This is a genomic window from Kitasatospora sp. NPDC001095, assembly GCF_053598615.1.
Genome location: NZ_JBSFKQ010000035.1, coordinates 1 through 17,233 on the forward strand (window position 1 = coordinate 1; position 17,233 = coordinate 17,233).

The following is a 17,233-nucleotide window of genomic DNA, read 5'->3' on the forward strand; positions in this document are numbered from 1 at the left end:
CGACCAGCTGATCCGGGCCGGCGAGTTCGACATCGTGGTGGCCGGCGGCCAGGAGTCGATGACCAACGCCCCGCACCTGCTGCCGAAGTCCCGCGAGGGCTTCAAGTACGGCGCGATCGCGATGCTCGACGCGATGGCCCACGACGGCCTCACCGACGCCTACGAGAACATCCCGATGGGCGAGTCCACCGAGAAGCACAACACCCGCCTGGGCATCCCGCGCGAGGCGCAGGACGAGATCGCCGCCGCCTCCCACCAGCGGGCCGCCAAGGCGCAGGCCGACGGGGTCTTCGACGCCGAGATCGTCCCGGTCGCCATCCCGCAGCGCAAGGGCGAGCCGGTCCTGTTCAGCCAGGACGAGGGCATCCGCGCGGACACCACCGTCGAGGGCCTGGCCAAGCTGCGCCCGGCCTTCACCAAGGACGGCACGATCACCGCCGGCACCTCTTCGCAGATCTCCGACGGCGCCGCCGCCGTGGTCGTGATGAGCAAGGCCAAGGCCGAGGAGCTGGGCCTGAGCTGGATCGCCGAGATCGGCGCCCACGGCAACGTGGCCGGCCCGGACAACTCGCTCCAGTCGCAGCCGTCCAACGCGATCAAGCACGCGCTGGCCAAGGAGGGCCTGGAGGTCGCCGACCTCGACCTGATCGAGATCAACGAGGCGTTCGCGGCCGTCGCCCACCAGTCGATGAAGGACCTGGGCGTCTCCTCCGACATCGTCAACGTCAACGGCGGCGCCATCGCGCTCGGCCACCCGATCGGGATGTCCGGCGCCCGCGTGGTGCTGACCCTGGCGCTGGAGCTGCAGCGCCGTGGCGGCGGGGTCGGCGCGGCCGCGCTGTGCGGCGGCGGCGGCCAGGGCGACGCGCTGATCGTGCGCGTCCCGAAGGCCTGACCGGCGGGATCTGAGCCCCAGGGCTGCGGACCGCGTCACTGCGGTCCGTAGCCCCTTTCGGCATTTCGACGGCATTGCGCTAGGAGCTCCTGATGATCGATGTCGCCACGCTGGTCGAGCAGGCCCGGGAGGGCCGGCCGCGGGCGGTCGCCCGGCTGATCACGCTGGTCGAGAACGCCGCGCCGCAGCTGCGGGAGGCGATGGCCGCGCTCGCGCCGTACACCGGGCGGGCGTACACGGTGGGCCTGACCGGCTCGCCCGGGGTCGGCAAGTCCACCTCCACCTCGGCCCTGGTCTCCGCCTACCGGCGGCTCGGCAAGCGGGTCGGGGTGCTGGCCGTCGACCCGTCCTCGCCGTTCTCCGGCGGCGCGCTGCTGGGCGACCGGGTCCGGATGCAGGACCACGCCACCGACCCCGAGGTGTTCATCCGCTCGATGGCCACCCGCGGCCACCTCGGCGGGCTCTCCTGGGCGGCGCCGCAGGCCCTGCGGGTGCTGGACGCGGCCGGCTGCGACGTGATCCTGGTCGAGACGGTCGGGGTGGGCCAGTCCGAGGTCGAGGTCGCCGCCCAGGCCGACACCACCGTGGTGCTGCTGGCCCCCGGGATGGGCGACGGCATCCAGGCCGCCAAGGCCGGGATCCTGGAGATCGGCGACGTCTTCGTGGTCAACAAGGCCGACCGGGACGGCGCCGACGCCACCGCGCGGGAGCTCAACCACATGCTGGGCCTCGGCGAGGCCCGGGAGCCGGGGGACTGGCGGCCGCCGATCGTCAAGACCGTCGCGGCCCGCGGCGAGGGCGTGGACGAGGTGGTCGAGGCGCTGGAGAAGCACCGCGCCTGGCTGGAGGAGCACGGCGAACTGGCCGCGCGCCGCCGCCGCCGGGCCGCCGAGGAGATCGAGGCGATCGCGCTGGCCGAACTGCGCGCCCGGATCGGCGACCTGCGCGGCGACCGCCACCTGGCCGCCCTGGCCGACCGCGTGGCCGAGGGCGCCCTGGACCCGTACGGCGCAGCCGACGAGCTGGTCGCGGGGCTCACTGCGAGCTGAGCGCGCGAACGGCAGGCCCGGTGGCGCGGTCCGCCCCGTCGCGATCGGGATCGCGGCGGGGCGGTCGTCGTGCGCGCGGGTGCTACGGCTTGCCGCGCAGGCCGCGGAGGTGTTCGGCGATGGGGGCGAGGGCCTGGTACATGTCGTCGAGCTGCTCCTGGCTGAAGCGGTCGATGAAGTGGGCCCGGACGCTGCGCACGTGGTCCGGGGCGACCCGCTGCATGGTCTCCCAGCCCTGCTCGGTGAGGTGGGCGTAGAGGCCGCGGCGGTCGCCCGGGCAGTCCTGGCGCAGGACCAGGCCGGCGTTCTCCATCCGGGTGATCTGGTGGGAGAGGCGGCTCTTCGACTGGAGGGTGGCGGTCGCGAGGTCGGTCATCCGCATCCGGTGCTCCGGGGCCTCGGAGAGCACGACCAGGATCTCGTAGTCGTTGATCGCGAGGTTGTGCGGCTGGAGTTCGCGGCTGAGCTGGTACTCCAGGAGCTTGGCGACCTCCAGATGGGCGCGCCACATCCGCTGCTCCCTGGCGGTCAGCCAGGGAGTCTCCTCCTCGGGCTGCGACGGAGGGGTGTCCGCAGTGTCGATCGTGTGCGATTCCATGGCCACTAGCATAGCCGATTTAGTTCAATCTTGTACAAGTTTACAGGCCGAAACGTCGGCCGAGGTCGCCCAGGTTACCGAGGCCCGGCAGGTTGGGATTCCCGCCGCCGTGCGCGGCCGGCTGGGTCGGAACGCCGCCGACCGGCACTCCCGCCTCGGCCCCGACCTGCCCGACCGACCGCTCCGCCATCAGCTTCTCGCTCGACTGCAGCAGCACCTGCCCGGCGCCGATGAACTCGAACTGGTGCTCCTCGCCGGAGGCGCCGCCGATGCCGGTCAGCCGGCGCAGGCCGCCGATCAGCCCGTGCATGTAGTCGTGGTCGTAGTGGTGGCACGGCGCCGGGCAGTCCGCCCAGCCGACCAACGCCTGCGGGTCCACCCGGATCGGCGGCTCGACGAAGTGCACCGGGCCGTTGGAGGCGGCGACGAAGCGGCCGGTGCCGATCAGTGTCAGGAAGCCCGGGATGATCGACTGCTTGAGCCGCAGCGTCGGGTCGAAGGCCAGCAGGTTGCCGGAGCGGACGGTCAGGTTGCCGTCGTCCAGATCGTAGGAGTTGAGGTCGAACGCCCGGTCGGCCAGCACCAGCTTGCCGCGGCCCTCGGCGACCACCCAGTCCGCCGCGTGCATCGGCGAGTTGAAGTGCTGCCCGAGCAGCCGGTCGACCGCCCCGGCGCCGACGCCCTTGAAGGTGATGTCGCCGTAGTAGGCGACCATCTTGCCCTTCTGCAGGAAGTACGAGCCGTTCAGCTCGACCGAGAAGGCGTACGGGTTGACGTTGTCGCCGGCCGGCAGGCTGTGGGCGTCCCACACCACCGGCCCGGTGCCGCCGTGGCCGGTCGGCAGCGGGGCCACCGGTCCGCCGAACTGCTCCTGGGCGTACGGCTGTTGCTGCGCGTACGGCTGCTGGTGGGGCGGCGGGGGCGGGTAGCCCCCGGGCGGGGGCGGCGGGTAGCCCTGCCCCGGCTGCGGGCCGTAGTTCGGCGGGGGCGGCGGGACGGCGAAGCCGGGCTGGGTCGGCTGGTCGTGCGGCGAGCCGTACGGGGGCTGCGGCGGGTAGGACATCAGAGCTTCTCCTCGCTCGCCTGGACGTACACCGCGCCCTGCCCGGACAGTTCCAGCTGGAACGCCTCGCCCGAGCCGCGGCCGATCATGTCGCGCCAACCCAGCGCCGTGGACAGCTTGTTGCGCACGTCGCCGCGGTGCGCCACGTAGGCCTGCGGGTCGACGTGCACCGACTGGCCGGGGCCGATCGGCAGCTCGAAGACGCCGCCGTGGGCCATCACCGCGACCGAGCCCTGGCCCTCCAGCTTGGTGGTGAACAGGCCCTGCCCGGTGACCTGGCCGCGGACCATGCCCATCACCCCGCCCTGCGAACCCATGAACATGGTGGACTGCCGCAGCGTGCCCTCGAAGGCGAGCAGCCGGTCCGCCTCGACGTACAGGGTGTCGCCGAACAGGTCGATCACGTGGACGTGGTGGCCGCCGTGGCCGAACATCACCCGGCCCTGGCCCTCGACGGTCATCAGCGGGGTGTCCTCGTTGGCCACCCGGCGGCCGATCATCGACATCACCCCGCCCTGCCCGCCGGTGATGTTCGGGGTGAAGCGGACGTCGCCGCTGTACGCGAGCATCGCGCCGCGCTGGCTGAACAGCCGCTGGCCGGGCACCACCTGGGCCTCGACCATCTTGCCGTTGATCTTCGTGAAGCCCATCAGACGTCGCCCCCGACCGTGACCTTCTCGGACGGCTGGACGTACACCAGGCCCTCGCCGGTGAACTCGATCTGGACGGCCTCGCCGCCGCCCTCGCCGATGAACGTGGTCCAGCCCGCGCCCGACTTCAGGCTGCGCTGCAGGGTGCCGGTGTGCGCCACGTACGCGCCCGGGTCCACCCGCAGCGGCATGCTCTTGTCGACCCGCAGGATGACGGCCGGGCCGTTGGAGGTGACGGCCGCCCAGCCGTGGCCCTCCACCTTGGTGGTGAACAGGCCGTTGCCGGAGGACATGCCGTTCAGCCCGGTGAAGCTGGTGCCGGTGTGCAGGGTGGCCTCGGTGCAGAGCAGATTGTCCGACTCGACGTACAGCGTCTCGCCGTTCAGCCGGACCAGATTGATCTCGGTGGCCTTGTCGGCGAAGTAGCAGGTGCCCTGCCCCTTCACCTCCATGACCGTCATCTTCTCGCCGGTCAGCCGGCGGGTGACCATGCCGCGCAGGCCGTCCCCGCCGCCGGTCAGCTTCTTGAAGGCCATCTGCCCGGTGTAGGCGACCATCGAACCGTGTCGCGCCTTGACGGCGTCCCCGCCCAACTCGACGGCGAGCACGCGTGATCCCTGGAGTCTGAACTGTGCCACGGCCGCAATCTAGCCGCTGCGGCCGTGGCTGGGGGAGAGCGCGCGGGCCAACTGGTACCAGCCTGCGACAAACGCGCCGGCCGGCACGGCGCGCGCGCCCCCGGTCAGGCCCGGGCGTGCGCCCCGTGCCCGGGGCGCGGAACGGTGCCGGCCGCCTGCTCGACTTCCAGCAGCGAGGCCGAGTGGCGCTCCGCCTCGAAGGCGACCACGCCGCCGCGCAGCCCGAACAGCCGCTTGGAGAGCATGATCCAGAGCACCGCCGCGATGTTCAGCACCAGGGTGCAGATCTTCAGCGCGCTGACGTGGTGGCTCAGCTCGTAGCCCTCCAGCGGGAGGAAGGCCGCGGTGGCGACCACCGTCAGGTACTCGGCCCAGCGCTTGTTCAGCCAGAGGCCGACCGCCTCGACGATCTCGACCACCGCGTAGGCGACCAGTGCGCCCGCGACGATCAGCAGGGTGCTCTTCTTGAAGTCGAAGGTCTTGCGGATCGTCTCCACGATCGGGGCGTGTTCGAGGTCCCAGTGGAAGTGGTCGGTGACCGGCCGGAAGACCGTGAGGTTCTCGTCGAACACCCGGTGCACCGCGTCCTGGCTGTTGGAGAACTTCCACACGGCCCAGGCGATCACGATGATCAGCAGTCCGCGCAGTACCCGCTCGACGGCCAGGAAGCGCAGGATGAACAGGTCCCGCAGCGCCTTGCCGCGCGGCACCAGCGGCGCGTCCTCGGCCGGGCCGGAGCCGTGCGGGGCGCCCAGCGCGAAGTCGCCGCAGCGCAGGCAGCGCCAGGCGTCGCCGAGGGCGGTCGAGGCGTGCAGCCGGGAGGCGAGTTCGGGCTCCGTCGGCGCGTAGGTGATGTGCCCGCGCTTGGCGCAGGTCCTGCGGTCCCAGTCGCGCTTGAACATGTGGTGGCACCCCCGTGTGCGTTGCGTCGCGCGTCCGGATCGGTGGGCGCGCGGGCAGCAGGATAGGGGTTCCCGGGGACGGGCGGTCGTGCTCGGTGGCGTTCCGGCACAGAGCTGTGACAGGCGGCCGGAGCGTTGTGCGATCGGCGCGGTGGCCGCCTCCGGCCGGAGCGTTGTGCGACTGGCGCGGTGGCCACCCCCGGCCGGAGCACTGTGAGATCGGGCACGGTGGCCACCCCCGGCCGGGAGGCCGCACGTCCGCTCGGCGATAATGGCCGAATGCTTGTGAGTCGCTTCACAAGCGCGCCCGCGCCGCCCACCCCCGTATCGAGGTATCCATCGTGAACAGCAGCGCCGTCCACCGCCTGCGCCTGGTCTCCGGCCCCGAAGGGGTCTCCTTCATCCTGCTGCTGATCTGCTCGGTGCTGAAGCGGACCACCTCGTTCGACGCCGTCCCGGTGATGGGCATGGTCCACGGCATCCTGTTCATCCTGTACGTGGTCTTCTGGATCCAGGCCTGGCAGACGCAGAAGTGGGACGCCAAGCGCGGCGTCCTGCTGTTCGTGCTCGCGGTGCTGCCCACCGGCGGCTTCTTCGCCGAGCGGATGCTGGCCAAGGAGGAGCGGGGCGAGCCGAAGCCCGCCACCGCCTGATCCCGACCCCCTCGTGGACGGTCGACAGGCTGCCACGGCCTCCTCTCCCAAAGGGCCGCGGCAGCCTGTCGCCGTTTCTTACCGGGGATGGCTAGTTGACGCTCACCGCGCTCCAGGCCGCCGCGACCGTGTTGTACTCGGTGCTGGTCGCGCCGTACAGGTCGGACGCCGCCTTCAGGGTCGCGGTGCGGGCCGCCTTGTAGTTGGTGGTGGAGGTCATGTAGACGGTCAGCGCGCGGTACCAGATCGCGGCCGCCTTGGTACGGCCGATGCCGGTCACCGTCGAGCCGTTGGAGGTCGGGCTGTTGTAGCTGACCCCGTTGATGACCTTCGCGCCGCTGCCCTCGGACAGCAGGTAGAAGAAGTGGTTGGCGACGCCGGACGAGTAGTGGACGTCCTTGTTGCCGACGGTGGAGGACCAGTAGTCGGCCGAGGCGCCGTCCTTGGACGGCTTGTCCATGTACCGCAGCGGGGTGCCGTTGCCGTTGATGTTGAGCTTCTCGCCGATCAGGTAGTCACCCGGGTCGACGGACAGGTTGGCGGACCACTCGACCATGGTGCCGAAGATGTCCGAGGTGGCCTCGTTGAGGCCGCCGGACTCGCCGGAGTAGATCAGGCCGGCGGTGGCGGAGGTGACGCCGTGGCTCATCTCGTGGCCGGAGACGTCGATCGCGGTCAGCGGGTGGGTGTTGCCGGAGCCGTCGCCGTACGTCATGCAGAAGCAGGAGTCGTCCCAGAACGCGTTGACGTAGTTGGTGCTGTAGTGGACCCGGCTCGCGGCGCCGACGCCGTTGTTCTTGATGCCGTTGCGGCCGAAGGTGTTCTTGTAGTAGTCCCAGGTGGCCGCCGCGCCGAACTGGGCGTCCACGCCGGCGGACTCGCGGTTGGACGGCAGGCCGTTGCCGAAGCTGTTGGTGGTGTTGGCGAAGAGCGTTCCGCTGCCCGAGGTGCCGCCCTTGAGGTCGGTGGTGGACTGGTTGCCCCGGGAGGCGTCCTTGAGCTGGTAGCTCGTGCCGCTCTGGGTGGTGGTCAGCGTGACGGTGCCGACGTTGACGCCCTTGCCGGTGCCGGTGGCGGTCTGCACCTTCTCGTCGGTGGCGAGCAGCCGGCCGGTGGCGGCGTCGGTGATCACCTCCTGGCGGCTCGGGGTGCCGTCCGCGCGCTGGCCCTGGACCACCGTGCGGTGGGCCAGCCGCGGGCTGCCGTCGGCGGCCCAGACGACCAGCTCGGGCGCGCCGGCGCCGTCGACCCGGCTGAGCGCCGCCCCGTCCGCGTCGGCGGCGATGCCGACGGTCGCCCGCACCGCGGCGGTGGCCGCCTCTGCGGCTTGGGGTGCGGCGAGGCCCGGGGTCAGGCTGGGCACCGACAGCTGCCCGGCGAAGGCCCGGTCGACGGACTTCACCGAGCCGTCGGCCTTCTGGTGGACGACCAGGTCGCCGCCGATCACCGGCAGGCCCGCGAAGGTCCGGTCGTACCGCAGGTGCCGGGTGCCGTCCTGGTCGACCACCACGTCCTTGGGCACCAGCTGCTCCTGGCCGCCGAGGGCGAGGGCCCGGGCGACCGGGGCGCTCTGCCCGGAGGCCAGCGCGAGCAGCGCGGACTGCTGCTGCGCCGGCGAGGGGGCGGCGGCCTGGGCGGGGGCGGCGGCGATCTGGATGACGCCGGCCAGCAGGGCGGTGGCGGAGAGTACGGCTCCGACAGTCAGCTTTCGCTTCACGTACGGGGTTCCTTCCACGAGACCCGCGGGTGCGTGCGGGTGCGCCGCGTACCGGGGCGCCGGGGTTGGCACCTTGGGGGCGGTAGGGCGCGGACGTGCCGGTCCCGCGCGGTTCCTGACGCTCCGCCGGAAGTGGGTGGGGCGGCGACGCGTCGGACGGGACTTGGTCAGAAGCATGACAATCGTTGGCAGGGATGGACAGGCGTGTTCGGGGATTGGCCAGGAATCGCCAGCCCCGGTACGGATGGTTCGGTTGCCGCCCGCTGCCCGGTTTGGGTGGTTCGTCCCCCTGGCGGGACTCCGCCAGCCGGACGGCCTTGACAGCGGTCCGCCCCTGCCCGTCCGCCCCGCCCGTCGGCCCCGCCCGTCGGCCCCGCCCGTCCGCCCCGGCCGTCCGGAACGGGCGGGCGCCCGGGCCCTCCGGCAGGAGGACCCGGGCGCCCGATGCGCCTGCGCGGTGCGTCAGTTGACGTTGACGCCGCTCCAGGTCGCGGCGACGGCGTTGTACTCGGCGCTGGTCGCGCCGTACAGGTCGGCGGCGGCCTTCAGGGTGCCGGTGCGGGCGCCCGCGTAGTTGGTGGTGGAGGTGAAGTAGGTGGTCAGAGCGCGGTACCAGATGGCCGCGGCCTTGTCCCGGCCGATGCCGGCGAGGGTCGAGCCGTTGGAGGTCGGGCTGTTGTAGCTGACGCCGTTGACGGTCTTGGCGCCGCTGCCCTCGGCGAGCAGGTAGAAGAAGTGGTTGGCGACGCCCGAGGAGTAGTGGACGTCCTTGCTGCCGACGGTGGAGGACCAGTAGTCGGCCGAGGCGCCGTCCTTGGAGGGCTTGTCCATGTAGCGCAGCGGGGTGCCGTCGCCGTTGATGTTGATCTGCTCGCCGATGAGGTAGTCCGGCTTGTCGGCGGGCAGGTTGGCGTACCACTCGACCATGGTGCCGAAGATGTCCGAGGTGGCCTCGTTGAGGCCGCCGGACTCACCGGAGTAGTTGAGGTTGGCGGTGGCCGAGGTGACGCCGTGGCTCATCTCGTGGCCGGCCACGTCCAGCGCGGTCAGCGGGTGGGTGTTGCTCGTGCCGTCGCCGTACGTCATGCAGAAGCAGGAGTCGTCCCAGAACGCGTTCACGTAGTTGGAGCCGTAGTGGACCCGGCTCGCGGCGCCGACGCCGTTGTTCTTGATGCCGTTGCGGCCGTAGGTGTTCTTGTAGAAGTCCCAGGTCGCCGCCGCGCCGTACTGGGCGTCCACCGCGGCGGACTCCGCGTTGGAGGCCAGGCCGTTGCCGAAGCTGTTGGTGGTGTTGGCGACCAGCGTGCCGGAGCCGGAGGTCTTGCCCTTCAGGGTGTAGGTCGCCTGCCCGCCGCGGGTGGCGTCCTTCAGCTGGTAGGAGCTGCCGCTCTGGGTGGTGGTCAGCGGGACGGTGCCGACGAAGACGCCCTTGCCGGTGCCGGCGGCGGTCCGCACCTGCTCGTGGCTGGAGAGCACCTCGCCGCTCGCCGCGTCGGTGACCAGCAGCTGGCGGCTCGGGGTGCCGTCGGCGCGCTCGCCCTCGACGGTGGTGCGGTACGCCAGGCGCGGGTTGCCGTCGGTGGCCCACACGACCAGTTCGGCCTTGCCGGTCTGGTGGACGGCGGTCAGCGGGGACTCGTCCTCGTCGGCGGCGATGCCGACGGTGGACTGCACGGCGCCGGTCGCCTGGGCGGCGGCCTGGTCGGCCGGGATCTGCGGGGCGAGGCTCGGCAGGGCGATGGTCGCGCCGGTGGCCTTGTCCACGGAGGTGGTCGTGCCGTCGGCCTTCTGGTGCACCACCAGGTCGCCGCCCAGGACGGGGAGGCCGGCGAAGGTGCGCTCGTAGCGGAGGTGGCGGGTGCCGTCGGCGTCCACCAGCGCGTCCTTGACCACCAGTTGCTCCTGGCCGCCCAGGGCCAGGGCGTGCGCGACCTTGCCGGCCTGCCCGTTGGCGAGGGCCAGCAGGTCGGCGCGCTGCGCGGCGGAGGAGTGCGGGGCGGGGTCCGCGACGGCCACGGTGCTCACCTGGACGACACCGGTGAGCAGGGCGGTAGCGGAGAGTACGGCGACTGCGGCGAGCTTTCGCTTCACGAACGAGTCCTTCCGGGAAACCGCGAGCGGACGCGGTCGCGCCGCGCTCCGGGGGCCGGGATCGGCACCTGCGGGGCGGAACGGGCGCTGACGTGCGGGTCCCGTGCGGTCGGGGCGGCTGCGCCACCGGTGGGTGGGGGTGGTGGCTACCGAACGGGGTTGGCCGAAAGCATGACAATCAAGCAATTCAAATGACAGGTCTCGCTCATGAATTGGCCAAGTCCCGCCAGGGCGAAGAATTGTGAACGGACGGACAAAGGGGGCGGATCGCCCGTTCCCGCAATGGGTTACCGTCCGAACCGACGCCTGCCGGCGGGGGCGGCGGACCGATCGGAGGCCAACCCCGATGCGTCGGGGGGCGGGTGCCGTGCGTTCACACCGGCGCAATGTCCTGGTATGGACCTGGCCGTCCCATTGGCGGGTTCCCGCCACGTGCTGCGCTTGTCCACCATCAGGGACGCCTGGTAACGCGCGCCCCGTCCGCCGGTACGGTAAGGAGGTGGCCAAGCCCCTCGCTCTCGACTTCGACCCGATCGCCCGCGCCGACGAGTTGTGGACCCGCCGCTGGGGCGGAGTCCCCTCGATGGCGGCGATCACCTCGATCATGCGCGCCCACCAGATCCTGCTCTCCCGGGTGGACGCGGTGCTCAAGCCGTACGGGCTGACCTTCGCCCGCTACGAGGCGCTGGTGCTGCTGACCTTCAGCCGGACCGGCGAGCTCTCGCTCTCCAAGATCGGCGAGCGGCTCATGGTCCACCCGACCAGCGTCACCAACACCGTCGACCGCCTGGAGCGGGCCGGCCTGGTCGCCCGCCGCCCCAACCCGCTGGACGGCCGCGGGGTGCTGGCCACGATCACCCGGCGCGGCCGCGAGGTGGTCGAGGAGGCGACCCGGGAGCTGATGGCGATGGAGTTCGGGCTGGAGGGGTACGGCGCCGAGCAGTGCCGGGAGGTCTTCGACCTGCTCCGGCCGCTGAGGGTGGCCGCCGGCGACTTCATCGAGTCCGACGAGGGGGCTGGGAAGGGGAGCGCGTGAAGGCGGCTACCCTCGTGTGAGCGGTGCGCGGATCCGGGCGTACCGGCCGATACTGCCGAGCGAGTCGAGGAAGATCATGAAGGCGACCCCCCTGCTGGGCTGGTACCGGGCCCTGGCCGTCGCGACCGGTGTGGCACTGCTGGTGTTCTGCGGCTTCATGGTCGCGAAGTACGGCTTCGACGCCGCCCAGGACGTGACCACGTACGTCGCGATGCTGCACGGCTACCTCTACATCGGGTACTTCGTGGTGACCTTCATGCTCGGGCAGAAGCTGAAGTGGCCGATGGGCCGGCTGGTGCTCACCCTGGCCGCGGGCTGCATCCCCTTCCTCTCCTTCGTCTTCGAGCGCAAGGTGGCCCGCGAGGCCGCCGGGAAGCTCCCGGCGGCCGACGGCGCCCGCCAGCCGGCCGGGGTCTGATCCCGACCGTCCGCGCGTTCCGAGAGCGCCCCTTCCCCGGCCACGGGGGAGGGGCGCTCCGGCGTTCCCGGGCCTCCCGGGCCCCGGAGGCTTCCCGGCCGTCCGAGTGGTTTCCGGATGCCTTCCGGGTGCTTTTCGGTGCTTTTCGGGCCGCGCGGGCGATCATCCATCGACAAGTACTAGGACGTCCGAGTAAATTGTTAGGACGTCCTACTAGCTTGCCGCCCGTCGCAGTGGCGGCCGTACGGAGCGGAGTTCGGGGTCATGGACGCCGAGGAGATCGAGCGCGGCCGGCAGCGCTGGCAGCAGCGCTACGACAAGGCCCGCAAGCGCGACGCGGACTTCACCACCCTCTCCGGCGACGAGGTCGAGCCGGTCTACGGCCCGCACGCCGGGCAGGCCTACGAGGGGTTCGAGCGGATCGGGTGGCCGGGCGAGTACCCGTACACCCGCGGTCTGCACCCGACCGGTTACCGGGGCCGCACCTGGACCATCCGCCAGTTCGCCGGTTTCGGCAACGCGCAGCAGACCAACGAGCGCTATCGGATGATCCTGGACGCGGGCGGCGGCGGCCTCTCGGTCGCCTTCGACATGCCCACCCTGATGGGCTACGACTCGGACGACCCGAAGTCGCTCGGCGAGGTCGGCCACTGCGGTGTGGCCATCGACTCGGCCGCCGACATGGAGGTGCTGTTCGACGGCATCCCGCTCGGCGAGGTCACCACCTCGATGACGATCAGCGGCCCGGCCGTGCCGATCTTCTGCATGTACCTGGTCGCCGCCGAGCGCCAGGGCGTGGACCCGGCGGTGCTCAACGGCACCCTCCAGACGGACATCTTCAAGGAGTACATCGCGCAGAAGGAGTGGCTCTTCGCCCCCGAGCCGCACCTGCGCCTGATCGGCGACCTGATGGCCTACTGCGCCGAGGGCATCCCCGCGTACAAGCCGCTGTCGGTCTCCGGCTACCACATCCGCGAGGCCGGGGCGACGGCCGCGCAGGAGCTGGCGTACACCCTGGCGGACGGCTTCGGCTACGTCGAGCTGGGCCTGTCCCGCGGCCTGGACGTGGACGTCTTCGCGCCCGGCCTGTCCTTCTTCTTCGACGCGCACGTGGACTTCTTCGAGGAGATCGCCAAGTTCCGCGCCGCGCGCCGGATCTGGGCCCGCTGGATGCGCGAGCGCTTCGGCGCCAAGACCGACAAGGCGCAGTGGCTGCGCTTCCACACCCAGACCGCCGGCGTCTCGCTCACCGCGCAGCAGCCGTACAACAACGTGGTCCGCACCGCCGTCGAGGCGCTGGCCGCGGTGCTCGGCGGCACCAACTCGCTGCACACCAACGCCCTGGACGAGACCCTGGCGCTGCCCTCCGAGCAGGCCGCCGAGATCGCCCTGCGCACCCAGCAGGTGCTGATGGAGGAGACCGGCGTCGCCAACGTGGCCGACCCGCTGGGCGGTTCCTGGTACGTCGAGGCGCTGACCGACCGGATCGAGGAGCAGGCCGAGGCGATCTTCCAGCGGATCCTGGACAAGGGCCGCGAGGACCACGAGATCGGCCCGATCACCTCCGGCATCCTGCGCGGCATCGAGGAGGGCTGGTTCACCGGGGAGATCGCCGAGGCGGCCTTCCAGTACCAGCAGTCGGTGGAGAAGGGCGACAAGCGCGTGGTCGGCGTCAACTGCCACCCGCGCAGCGTCACCCCGGAGCTGGAGATCCTGCGGGTCAGCCACGAGGTGGAGCGCGAGCAGGTCCGGGTGCTGCGGGAGCGCAAGGCGGCCCGGGACGAGGCGGCCGTGCGGGCCGGGCTGGACGCCATGCTGGCGGCGGCGCGCTCGGGCGAGTCGATGATCCCGCCGATGCTGGACGCGGTGCGCGCCGAGGCGACGCTGGGCGAGATCTGCAACGCGCTGCGCCAGGAGTGGGGGACGTACCAGGAGAACGCGGCCTTCTGAGGGCCCCGGCGGTGGCCTTCCGAGGCCGCGGCCGACGAGCGGCCGCCCGTACGGAACCCCGTACGGGCGGCCGCGCCGTGCCCGGGCGTCCTCAGCAGGTGGTGAGCGGCCCGAGCAGCAGGTCGGTGAAGCGGCGGGTCCACTCCGGGGTGATCGGCTCGCCGCTGACCAGGACGCGGTGCTCGACGGCGCCCGCGATGGTGTCGAAGATGATGTCGACCTCCTTGCGGGCCGTCGCGCTGTCGGTGTCCCCGTCCAGCTCGCCGCGCGCCTGGGCGGCCGCCCGGCCCTGGCGGACCAGCCGCTTCTGCGGGTCCACGATGGACTCGCGGATCCGGCACCGCAGTTGCCGGTCGCGGGTGCCCTCGGCGAACAGCGCGAGCAGCGCGGTCTGGGTCTCCGGGCGGGCCAGCAGGTCGGCGAACTGGGCGACCACGGCCTCGATGTCGGCCCGCAGGCTGCCGAGGTCGGGCATCACAAGCTCGTCGAAGAGGCTGGCGACGGCGTCCACCACGAGCTCGTTCTTGGACGGCCAGCGGCGGTAGAGGGTGGTCTTGGCGACCCCGGCGCGGCTCGCGACGTGGCCCATGGTCAGTCCGCCCCAGCCGAGTTCGGCCAGTGCCTCGCGGGTGGCGTCGAGGATGGCGAGGTCGGCGGCGGCGCTGCGCGGGCGGCCCTTGGCCCGGGCGGTGCCCGCCGTTTCGGGGGCCCGGCCGGCCGGGTCGGGCCGCACCCGGCCCGTGCTCTCCGTGCTCTCCGTGCGGTCCGGGGTCGCTGGGGGCTGGGCGGCCGGCACCGGGCCTCCTTGCGCTTTACTGGTAAGTAACTTGGGTGGGGCTGGTAACGGTAGCGACTGTTCGCCCGTTCGGGCAGCGGGGCGGCCCGGGAAAGTGGGGCAGCTCACGTCCCCGAACCGCCGGTGGGGCTTGCGGGCGGGGCACCGCCTCCAGTTACGCTACGACTCGTAGCGAAAGCAGTGACAACCAGGCGCCGCGTCCCGTGGGACGGGAGCGGCGCGGGCGCGGGTGGGGATCCGCGCCGAACGGTCCAGGCTACCGGGGGACGGGCGCGACGCCGGGGAACCAGCACCGCGCGCCCCGCGCGGGGCGACTTTCCGGAGGTTGGTGCCCGCGAGCAGCGCGGACGGGGGAGGATGGTGCCATGCAGCCACGGAATTCGCGTCTCAACAGCTCCGCCCTGCGCGGCGCGGTCGACCTCGCCGCAGTGAAGGCGGCCGGCGAAGCCGCCCAGAAGGCCGAGCAGGCCAGGGCCGAGCGGGCCCGCCAGGCCGCCGCCGCCGAGTCGGGCGGAGCCGCCCCGGCCCCGTCCGCCTACCAGCTCGTCATCGACGTCACCGAGGACACCTTCGAGACCGAGGTCGTCCAGCGTTCCACCGAGGTGCCGGTCGTCATCGACTTCTGGGCCGAGTGGTGCGGGCCCTGCAAGCAACTGAGCCCGGTCCTGGAGGGCCTGGTCGAGGAGTACGCCGGCCGCTTCGTGCTCGCCAAGATCGATGTGGACGCCAACCCGCTGCTCTCCCAGCAGTTCGGCATCCAGGGCATCCCGGCCGTGATGGCCGTGGTGGCCGGCCAGCTGGTGCCGCTGTTCCAGGGCGCGGAGAGCGCCGCCAACATCCGCAAGATCCTGGACCAGCTGATCCTGGTCGCCGAGCAGCGCTTCGGCGTGGCCGGCGTGGCCGGTGGTGCGGCCGCCCCGGGCGAGGCCGGGGCCGCCGCCCCGCAGCGCCCCGAGGATCCGGCGCTGTCCGCCGCCCACGAGGCGCTGGACGCCGGAGACCTGGGCGGCGCCATCCAGGCGTACAAGAACGTGCTGGCCGAGCAGCCGGGCAACACCGAGGCCAAGCTGGGCCTGGCCCAGGCCGAGCTGCTGAAGCGGATCGAGGGTCTGGACCTCCAGGCCGTCCGGGCGGCGGCCGCGGCCGACCCGAAGGACGTCGAGGCCCAGCTCAAGGCGGCCGACCTGGACCTGGTCGGCGGTCACGTCGAGGACGCCTTCGGGCGTCTGGTGACCACCGTCGGGCGGACGGCCGGCGAGGACCGGGACGCCGCCCGGCTGCGCCTGCTGGAGCTGTTCGAGGTGATCGGCCCGGAGGACCCGCGGGTCGTCGCGGCCCGTACGGCGCTGGCGCGCGTGCTGTTCTGACGCCGGTTCAGGCCGGGCCCGGGTCCGTTCGGTGCCCGGCCGGGGCGCGGCGTCTGGCACGGCGGATGACCTGCGGTGTCGCCTGGTGATTTGGCGACAATCCGGTCAACCGGACAGAGGTTTACCAAATCTTGATTTCACCCGCGGATGGTCACCATGTGTGACCATCCGCGGGTGTTTCGCTTCTGTTTCCGGTGGATTCAGCCGTCACGATTCCTTCAAGGCGTCACGCAGGGTGCAACTGGGGCCGATCCCATGATCAACTCCACCTGATGTTGCATTACCCGTCAGTAAGGAACCTCTTGTGCTTCGCCCGGGATTCAAGCACGATCGGCCACGCCCGGTCCCAGACTCCACACCCGCCGACCCGGTCGGCCACGCGGAGCGCGGGATCCCCACCGGGTGATCCGCCGGCCCCGGCCGGCGGGAGGGAGGGCAGGGGGGTATCCGCGGTCCCACGGCGGTTCCTGTCCTTCGACCGGCCGCGCGGCCCTGCGCGGTCGCTGGTTGTCGCTCGGGGGTGATCGCCGATGTCGTCGGTCCTGCCCGCCGCCCCGCAAGGACGGCCGGTGCTTGGACGGGAGGCCCGCCGCAGGCAGGCCGTTCCCGCGTCCGACGACGCCCAAGGCGCTCTCCGCTACCGAGGACGTAGCTCTCTCCCATCCCAGGCCCCCACCGGTGCGGGACGCACCGCCGGGAGCCGGAGATGTACGTCCTAGAAGGAGGACTCGCATGTCCCAGACCTACGGCAAGACCCGCTGGAAGCGCTTCGCACTGGTGATGGTCCCGAGCGTCGCGGCCACCGCGATGGTCGGCATGTCGATCGCCAACAACGCGCTGGCGGCTTCGTTCAGCGTGTCCGGCCAGAGCTTCAAGGTCACCACGCCGGAGCTGCACGGCAAGAACTTCGCCCAGTTCGGCTCGATCGACGCGGAGCAGAACGGCACCCCGCACCCGGTCGCCGTCTCGGCCTTCGACGAGGCCACCATCAAGGGCCTGTGCCAGTCCGTGGTGACCGACCCCAACGTCATCCCCGGCCTGCCGTGGAAGCTGCCCAAGATCATCCTGCGCCTGGAGGCGGGCAACAGCGACGACGTCAAGAAGCAGGTCTACGCCAAGAACCTGCTGATCGACCTCGACCAGCTGAACGCGGACGCCGAGTTCAGCAACATCAACATCGGCCAGGACGCCTCGACCCTCAAGGGCGAGGCCACCCAGGGCTGGAAGTCCAAGCTCGGCGGCCTGCCCACCGGCGCGACCGGCTTCGCCCAGGCCGCCGAGAAGGCCGACCTGTACAACGTGCAGCAGACCGCCTGGGCCACCTCGGCCGGCACCTTCCGGCTCTCCGGCCTGAAGCTCGCGCTGCACACCGACGGTACCGGCGAGTGCTACTAGGCCGTTGACGGCGGG

Annotated in this window: 16 protein-coding genes; 8 read left to right on the forward strand and 8 right to left on the reverse strand. The window is 71.7% G+C overall.

From position 1 onward, the window contains the following. Positions 1 to 895, forward strand: an 895-nt coding sequence (locus ACWDBB_RS24905; RefSeq protein ID WP_449791710.1) for an acetyl-CoA C-acyltransferase, incomplete at its 5' end; no start/stop codon positions are given. 92 nt (positions 896 to 987) lie between these two features. Then, complete coding sequence (meaB, locus tag ACWDBB_RS24910; RefSeq protein WP_449791711.1) at positions 988 to 1,944, forward strand: methylmalonyl Co-A mutase-associated GTPase MeaB; 957 nt, start codon at positions 988 to 990, stop codon at positions 1,942 to 1,944. An 82-nt stretch (positions 1,945 to 2,026) separates the two neighbouring features. Here meaB and ACWDBB_RS24915 read toward each other — a convergent pair whose 3' ends face one another. The 5 genes from ACWDBB_RS24915 to ACWDBB_RS24935 form a co-directional block, all read right to left on the reverse strand. Continuing rightward, the gene (locus ACWDBB_RS24915; RefSeq protein ID WP_392873037.1) at positions 2,027 to 2,542 is read right to left on the reverse strand and encodes a MarR family winged helix-turn-helix transcriptional regulator; all 516 of its coding nucleotides are present in this window, start codon (positions 2,540 to 2,542) and stop codon (positions 2,027 to 2,029) included. A 40-nt stretch (positions 2,543 to 2,582) separates the two neighbouring features. After that, positions 2,583 to 3,395: an AIM24 family protein gene (locus tag ACWDBB_RS24920; protein ID WP_392874198.1), complete on the reverse strand. Its 813-nt coding sequence runs from the start codon at positions 3,393 to 3,395 to the stop codon at positions 2,583 to 2,585. A gap of 209 nt (positions 3,396 to 3,604) precedes the next feature. Continuing rightward, positions 3,605 to 4,255 (reverse strand): AIM24 family protein, encoded by a 651-nt coding sequence (locus ACWDBB_RS24925; protein WP_392873034.1) that lies wholly within the window; start codon positions 4,253 to 4,255, stop codon positions 3,605 to 3,607. After that, on the reverse strand, positions 4,255 to 4,893 hold the full coding sequence (locus ACWDBB_RS24930; RefSeq protein WP_402401147.1) for an AIM24 family protein: 639 nt from the start codon (positions 4,891 to 4,893) through the stop codon (positions 4,255 to 4,257). The genes ACWDBB_RS24925 and ACWDBB_RS24930 overlap by 1 nt, the downstream gene beginning before the upstream one ends. Before the next feature lie 104 nt (positions 4,894 to 4,997). After that, positions 4,998 to 5,795: a DUF2127 domain-containing protein gene (locus tag ACWDBB_RS24935; RefSeq protein WP_449791712.1), complete on the reverse strand. Its 798-nt coding sequence runs from the start codon at positions 5,793 to 5,795 to the stop codon at positions 4,998 to 5,000. A gap of 341 nt (positions 5,796 to 6,136) precedes the next feature. On the opposite strand from ACWDBB_RS24935, the gene ACWDBB_RS24940 reads away from it, so the two are divergent. After that, positions 6,137 to 6,448 (forward strand): DUF3817 domain-containing protein, encoded by a 312-nt coding sequence (locus ACWDBB_RS24940; protein WP_449791713.1) that lies wholly within the window; start codon positions 6,137 to 6,139, stop codon positions 6,446 to 6,448. Positions 6,449 to 6,539: 91 nt separating this feature from the next. Here ACWDBB_RS24940 and ACWDBB_RS24945 read toward each other — a convergent pair whose 3' ends face one another. Together ACWDBB_RS24945 and ACWDBB_RS24950 are read right to left on the reverse strand one after the other, a co-directional pair. Then, a complete protein-coding gene (locus ACWDBB_RS24945; protein WP_449791714.1) occupies positions 6,540 to 8,165 on the reverse strand; it encodes a M4 family metallopeptidase in 1,626 nt (541 codons plus the stop codon). 462 nt (positions 8,166 to 8,627) lie between these two features. Next, positions 8,628 to 10,256, reverse strand: a complete 1,629-nt coding sequence (locus ACWDBB_RS24950) for a M4 family metallopeptidase (protein ID WP_449791715.1) — start codon at positions 10,254 to 10,256, stop codon at positions 8,628 to 8,630. A 499-nt stretch (positions 10,257 to 10,755) separates the two neighbouring features. Here ACWDBB_RS24950 and ACWDBB_RS24955 point away from each other — a divergent pair, with 499 nt between their 5' ends. The 3 genes from ACWDBB_RS24955 to ACWDBB_RS24965 all read left to right on the forward strand — a co-directional run bounded on the left by ACWDBB_RS24955 (position 10,756) and on the right by ACWDBB_RS24965 (position 13,660). Continuing rightward, positions 10,756 to 11,292: a MarR family winged helix-turn-helix transcriptional regulator gene (locus tag ACWDBB_RS24955; protein ID WP_449791716.1), complete on the forward strand. Its 537-nt coding sequence runs from the start codon at positions 10,756 to 10,758 to the stop codon at positions 11,290 to 11,292. Between the two features lie 76 nt (positions 11,293 to 11,368). After that, positions 11,369 to 11,710 (forward strand): DUF3817 domain-containing protein, encoded by a 342-nt coding sequence (locus ACWDBB_RS24960; protein WP_449791717.1) that lies wholly within the window; start codon positions 11,369 to 11,371, stop codon positions 11,708 to 11,710. Positions 11,711 to 11,974: 264 nt separating this feature from the next. Beyond that, positions 11,975 to 13,660, forward strand: a complete 1,686-nt coding sequence (locus tag ACWDBB_RS24965; protein WP_449791718.1) for an acyl-CoA mutase large subunit family protein — start codon at positions 11,975 to 11,977, stop codon at positions 13,658 to 13,660. A gap of 91 nt (positions 13,661 to 13,751) precedes the next feature. Here ACWDBB_RS24965 and ACWDBB_RS24970 read toward each other — a convergent pair whose 3' ends face one another. After that, complete coding sequence (locus ACWDBB_RS24970; RefSeq protein ID WP_449791763.1) at positions 13,752 to 14,393, reverse strand: TetR/AcrR family transcriptional regulator; 642 nt, start codon at positions 14,391 to 14,393, stop codon at positions 13,752 to 13,754. 428 nt (positions 14,394 to 14,821) lie between these two features. On the opposite strand from ACWDBB_RS24970, the gene ACWDBB_RS24975 reads away from it, so the two are divergent. Continuing rightward, on the forward strand, positions 14,822 to 15,823 hold the full coding sequence (locus tag ACWDBB_RS24975; RefSeq protein ID WP_449791719.1) for a tetratricopeptide repeat protein: 1,002 nt from the start codon (positions 14,822 to 14,824) through the stop codon (positions 15,821 to 15,823). A 732-nt stretch (positions 15,824 to 16,555) separates the two neighbouring features. After that, positions 16,556 to 17,218 carry a DUF6230 family protein gene (locus ACWDBB_RS24980; RefSeq protein ID WP_402401122.1) on the forward strand — a complete coding sequence of 221 codons (663 nt, stop codon included), beginning with the start codon at positions 16,556 to 16,558 and terminating at the stop codon, positions 17,216 to 17,218. The last annotated feature ends 15 nt before the right edge of the window (positions 17,219 to 17,233 follow it).

Excerpts from the sequence above, each read along its gene's own strand:
- meaB (WP_449791711.1), top strand. The coding sequence starts at position 988 with ATGATCGATGTCGCCACGCTGGTCGAGCAGGCCCGGGAGGGCCGGCCG.
- ACWDBB_RS24915 (WP_392873037.1), bottom strand. The coding sequence starts at position 2,542 with ATGGAATCGCACACGATCGACACTGCGGACACCCCTCCGTCGCAGCCC.
- ACWDBB_RS24925 (WP_392873034.1), bottom strand. The coding sequence starts at position 4,255 with ATGGGCTTCACGAAGATCAACGGCAAGATGGTCGAGGCCCAGGTGGTG.
- ACWDBB_RS24935 (WP_449791712.1), bottom strand. The coding sequence starts at position 5,795 with ATGTTCAAGCGCGACTGGGACCGCAGGACCTGCGCCAAGCGCGGGCAC.
- ACWDBB_RS24960 (WP_449791717.1), top strand. The coding sequence starts at position 11,369 with ATGAAGGCGACCCCCCTGCTGGGCTGGTACCGGGCCCTGGCCGTCGCG.
- ACWDBB_RS24965 (WP_449791718.1), top strand. The coding sequence starts at position 11,975 with ATGGACGCCGAGGAGATCGAGCGCGGCCGGCAGCGCTGGCAGCAGCGC.
- ACWDBB_RS24975 (WP_449791719.1), top strand. The coding sequence starts at position 14,822 with ATGCAGCCACGGAATTCGCGTCTCAACAGCTCCGCCCTGCGCGGCGCG.
- ACWDBB_RS24980 (WP_402401122.1), top strand. The coding sequence starts at position 16,556 with ATGTCCCAGACCTACGGCAAGACCCGCTGGAAGCGCTTCGCACTGGTG.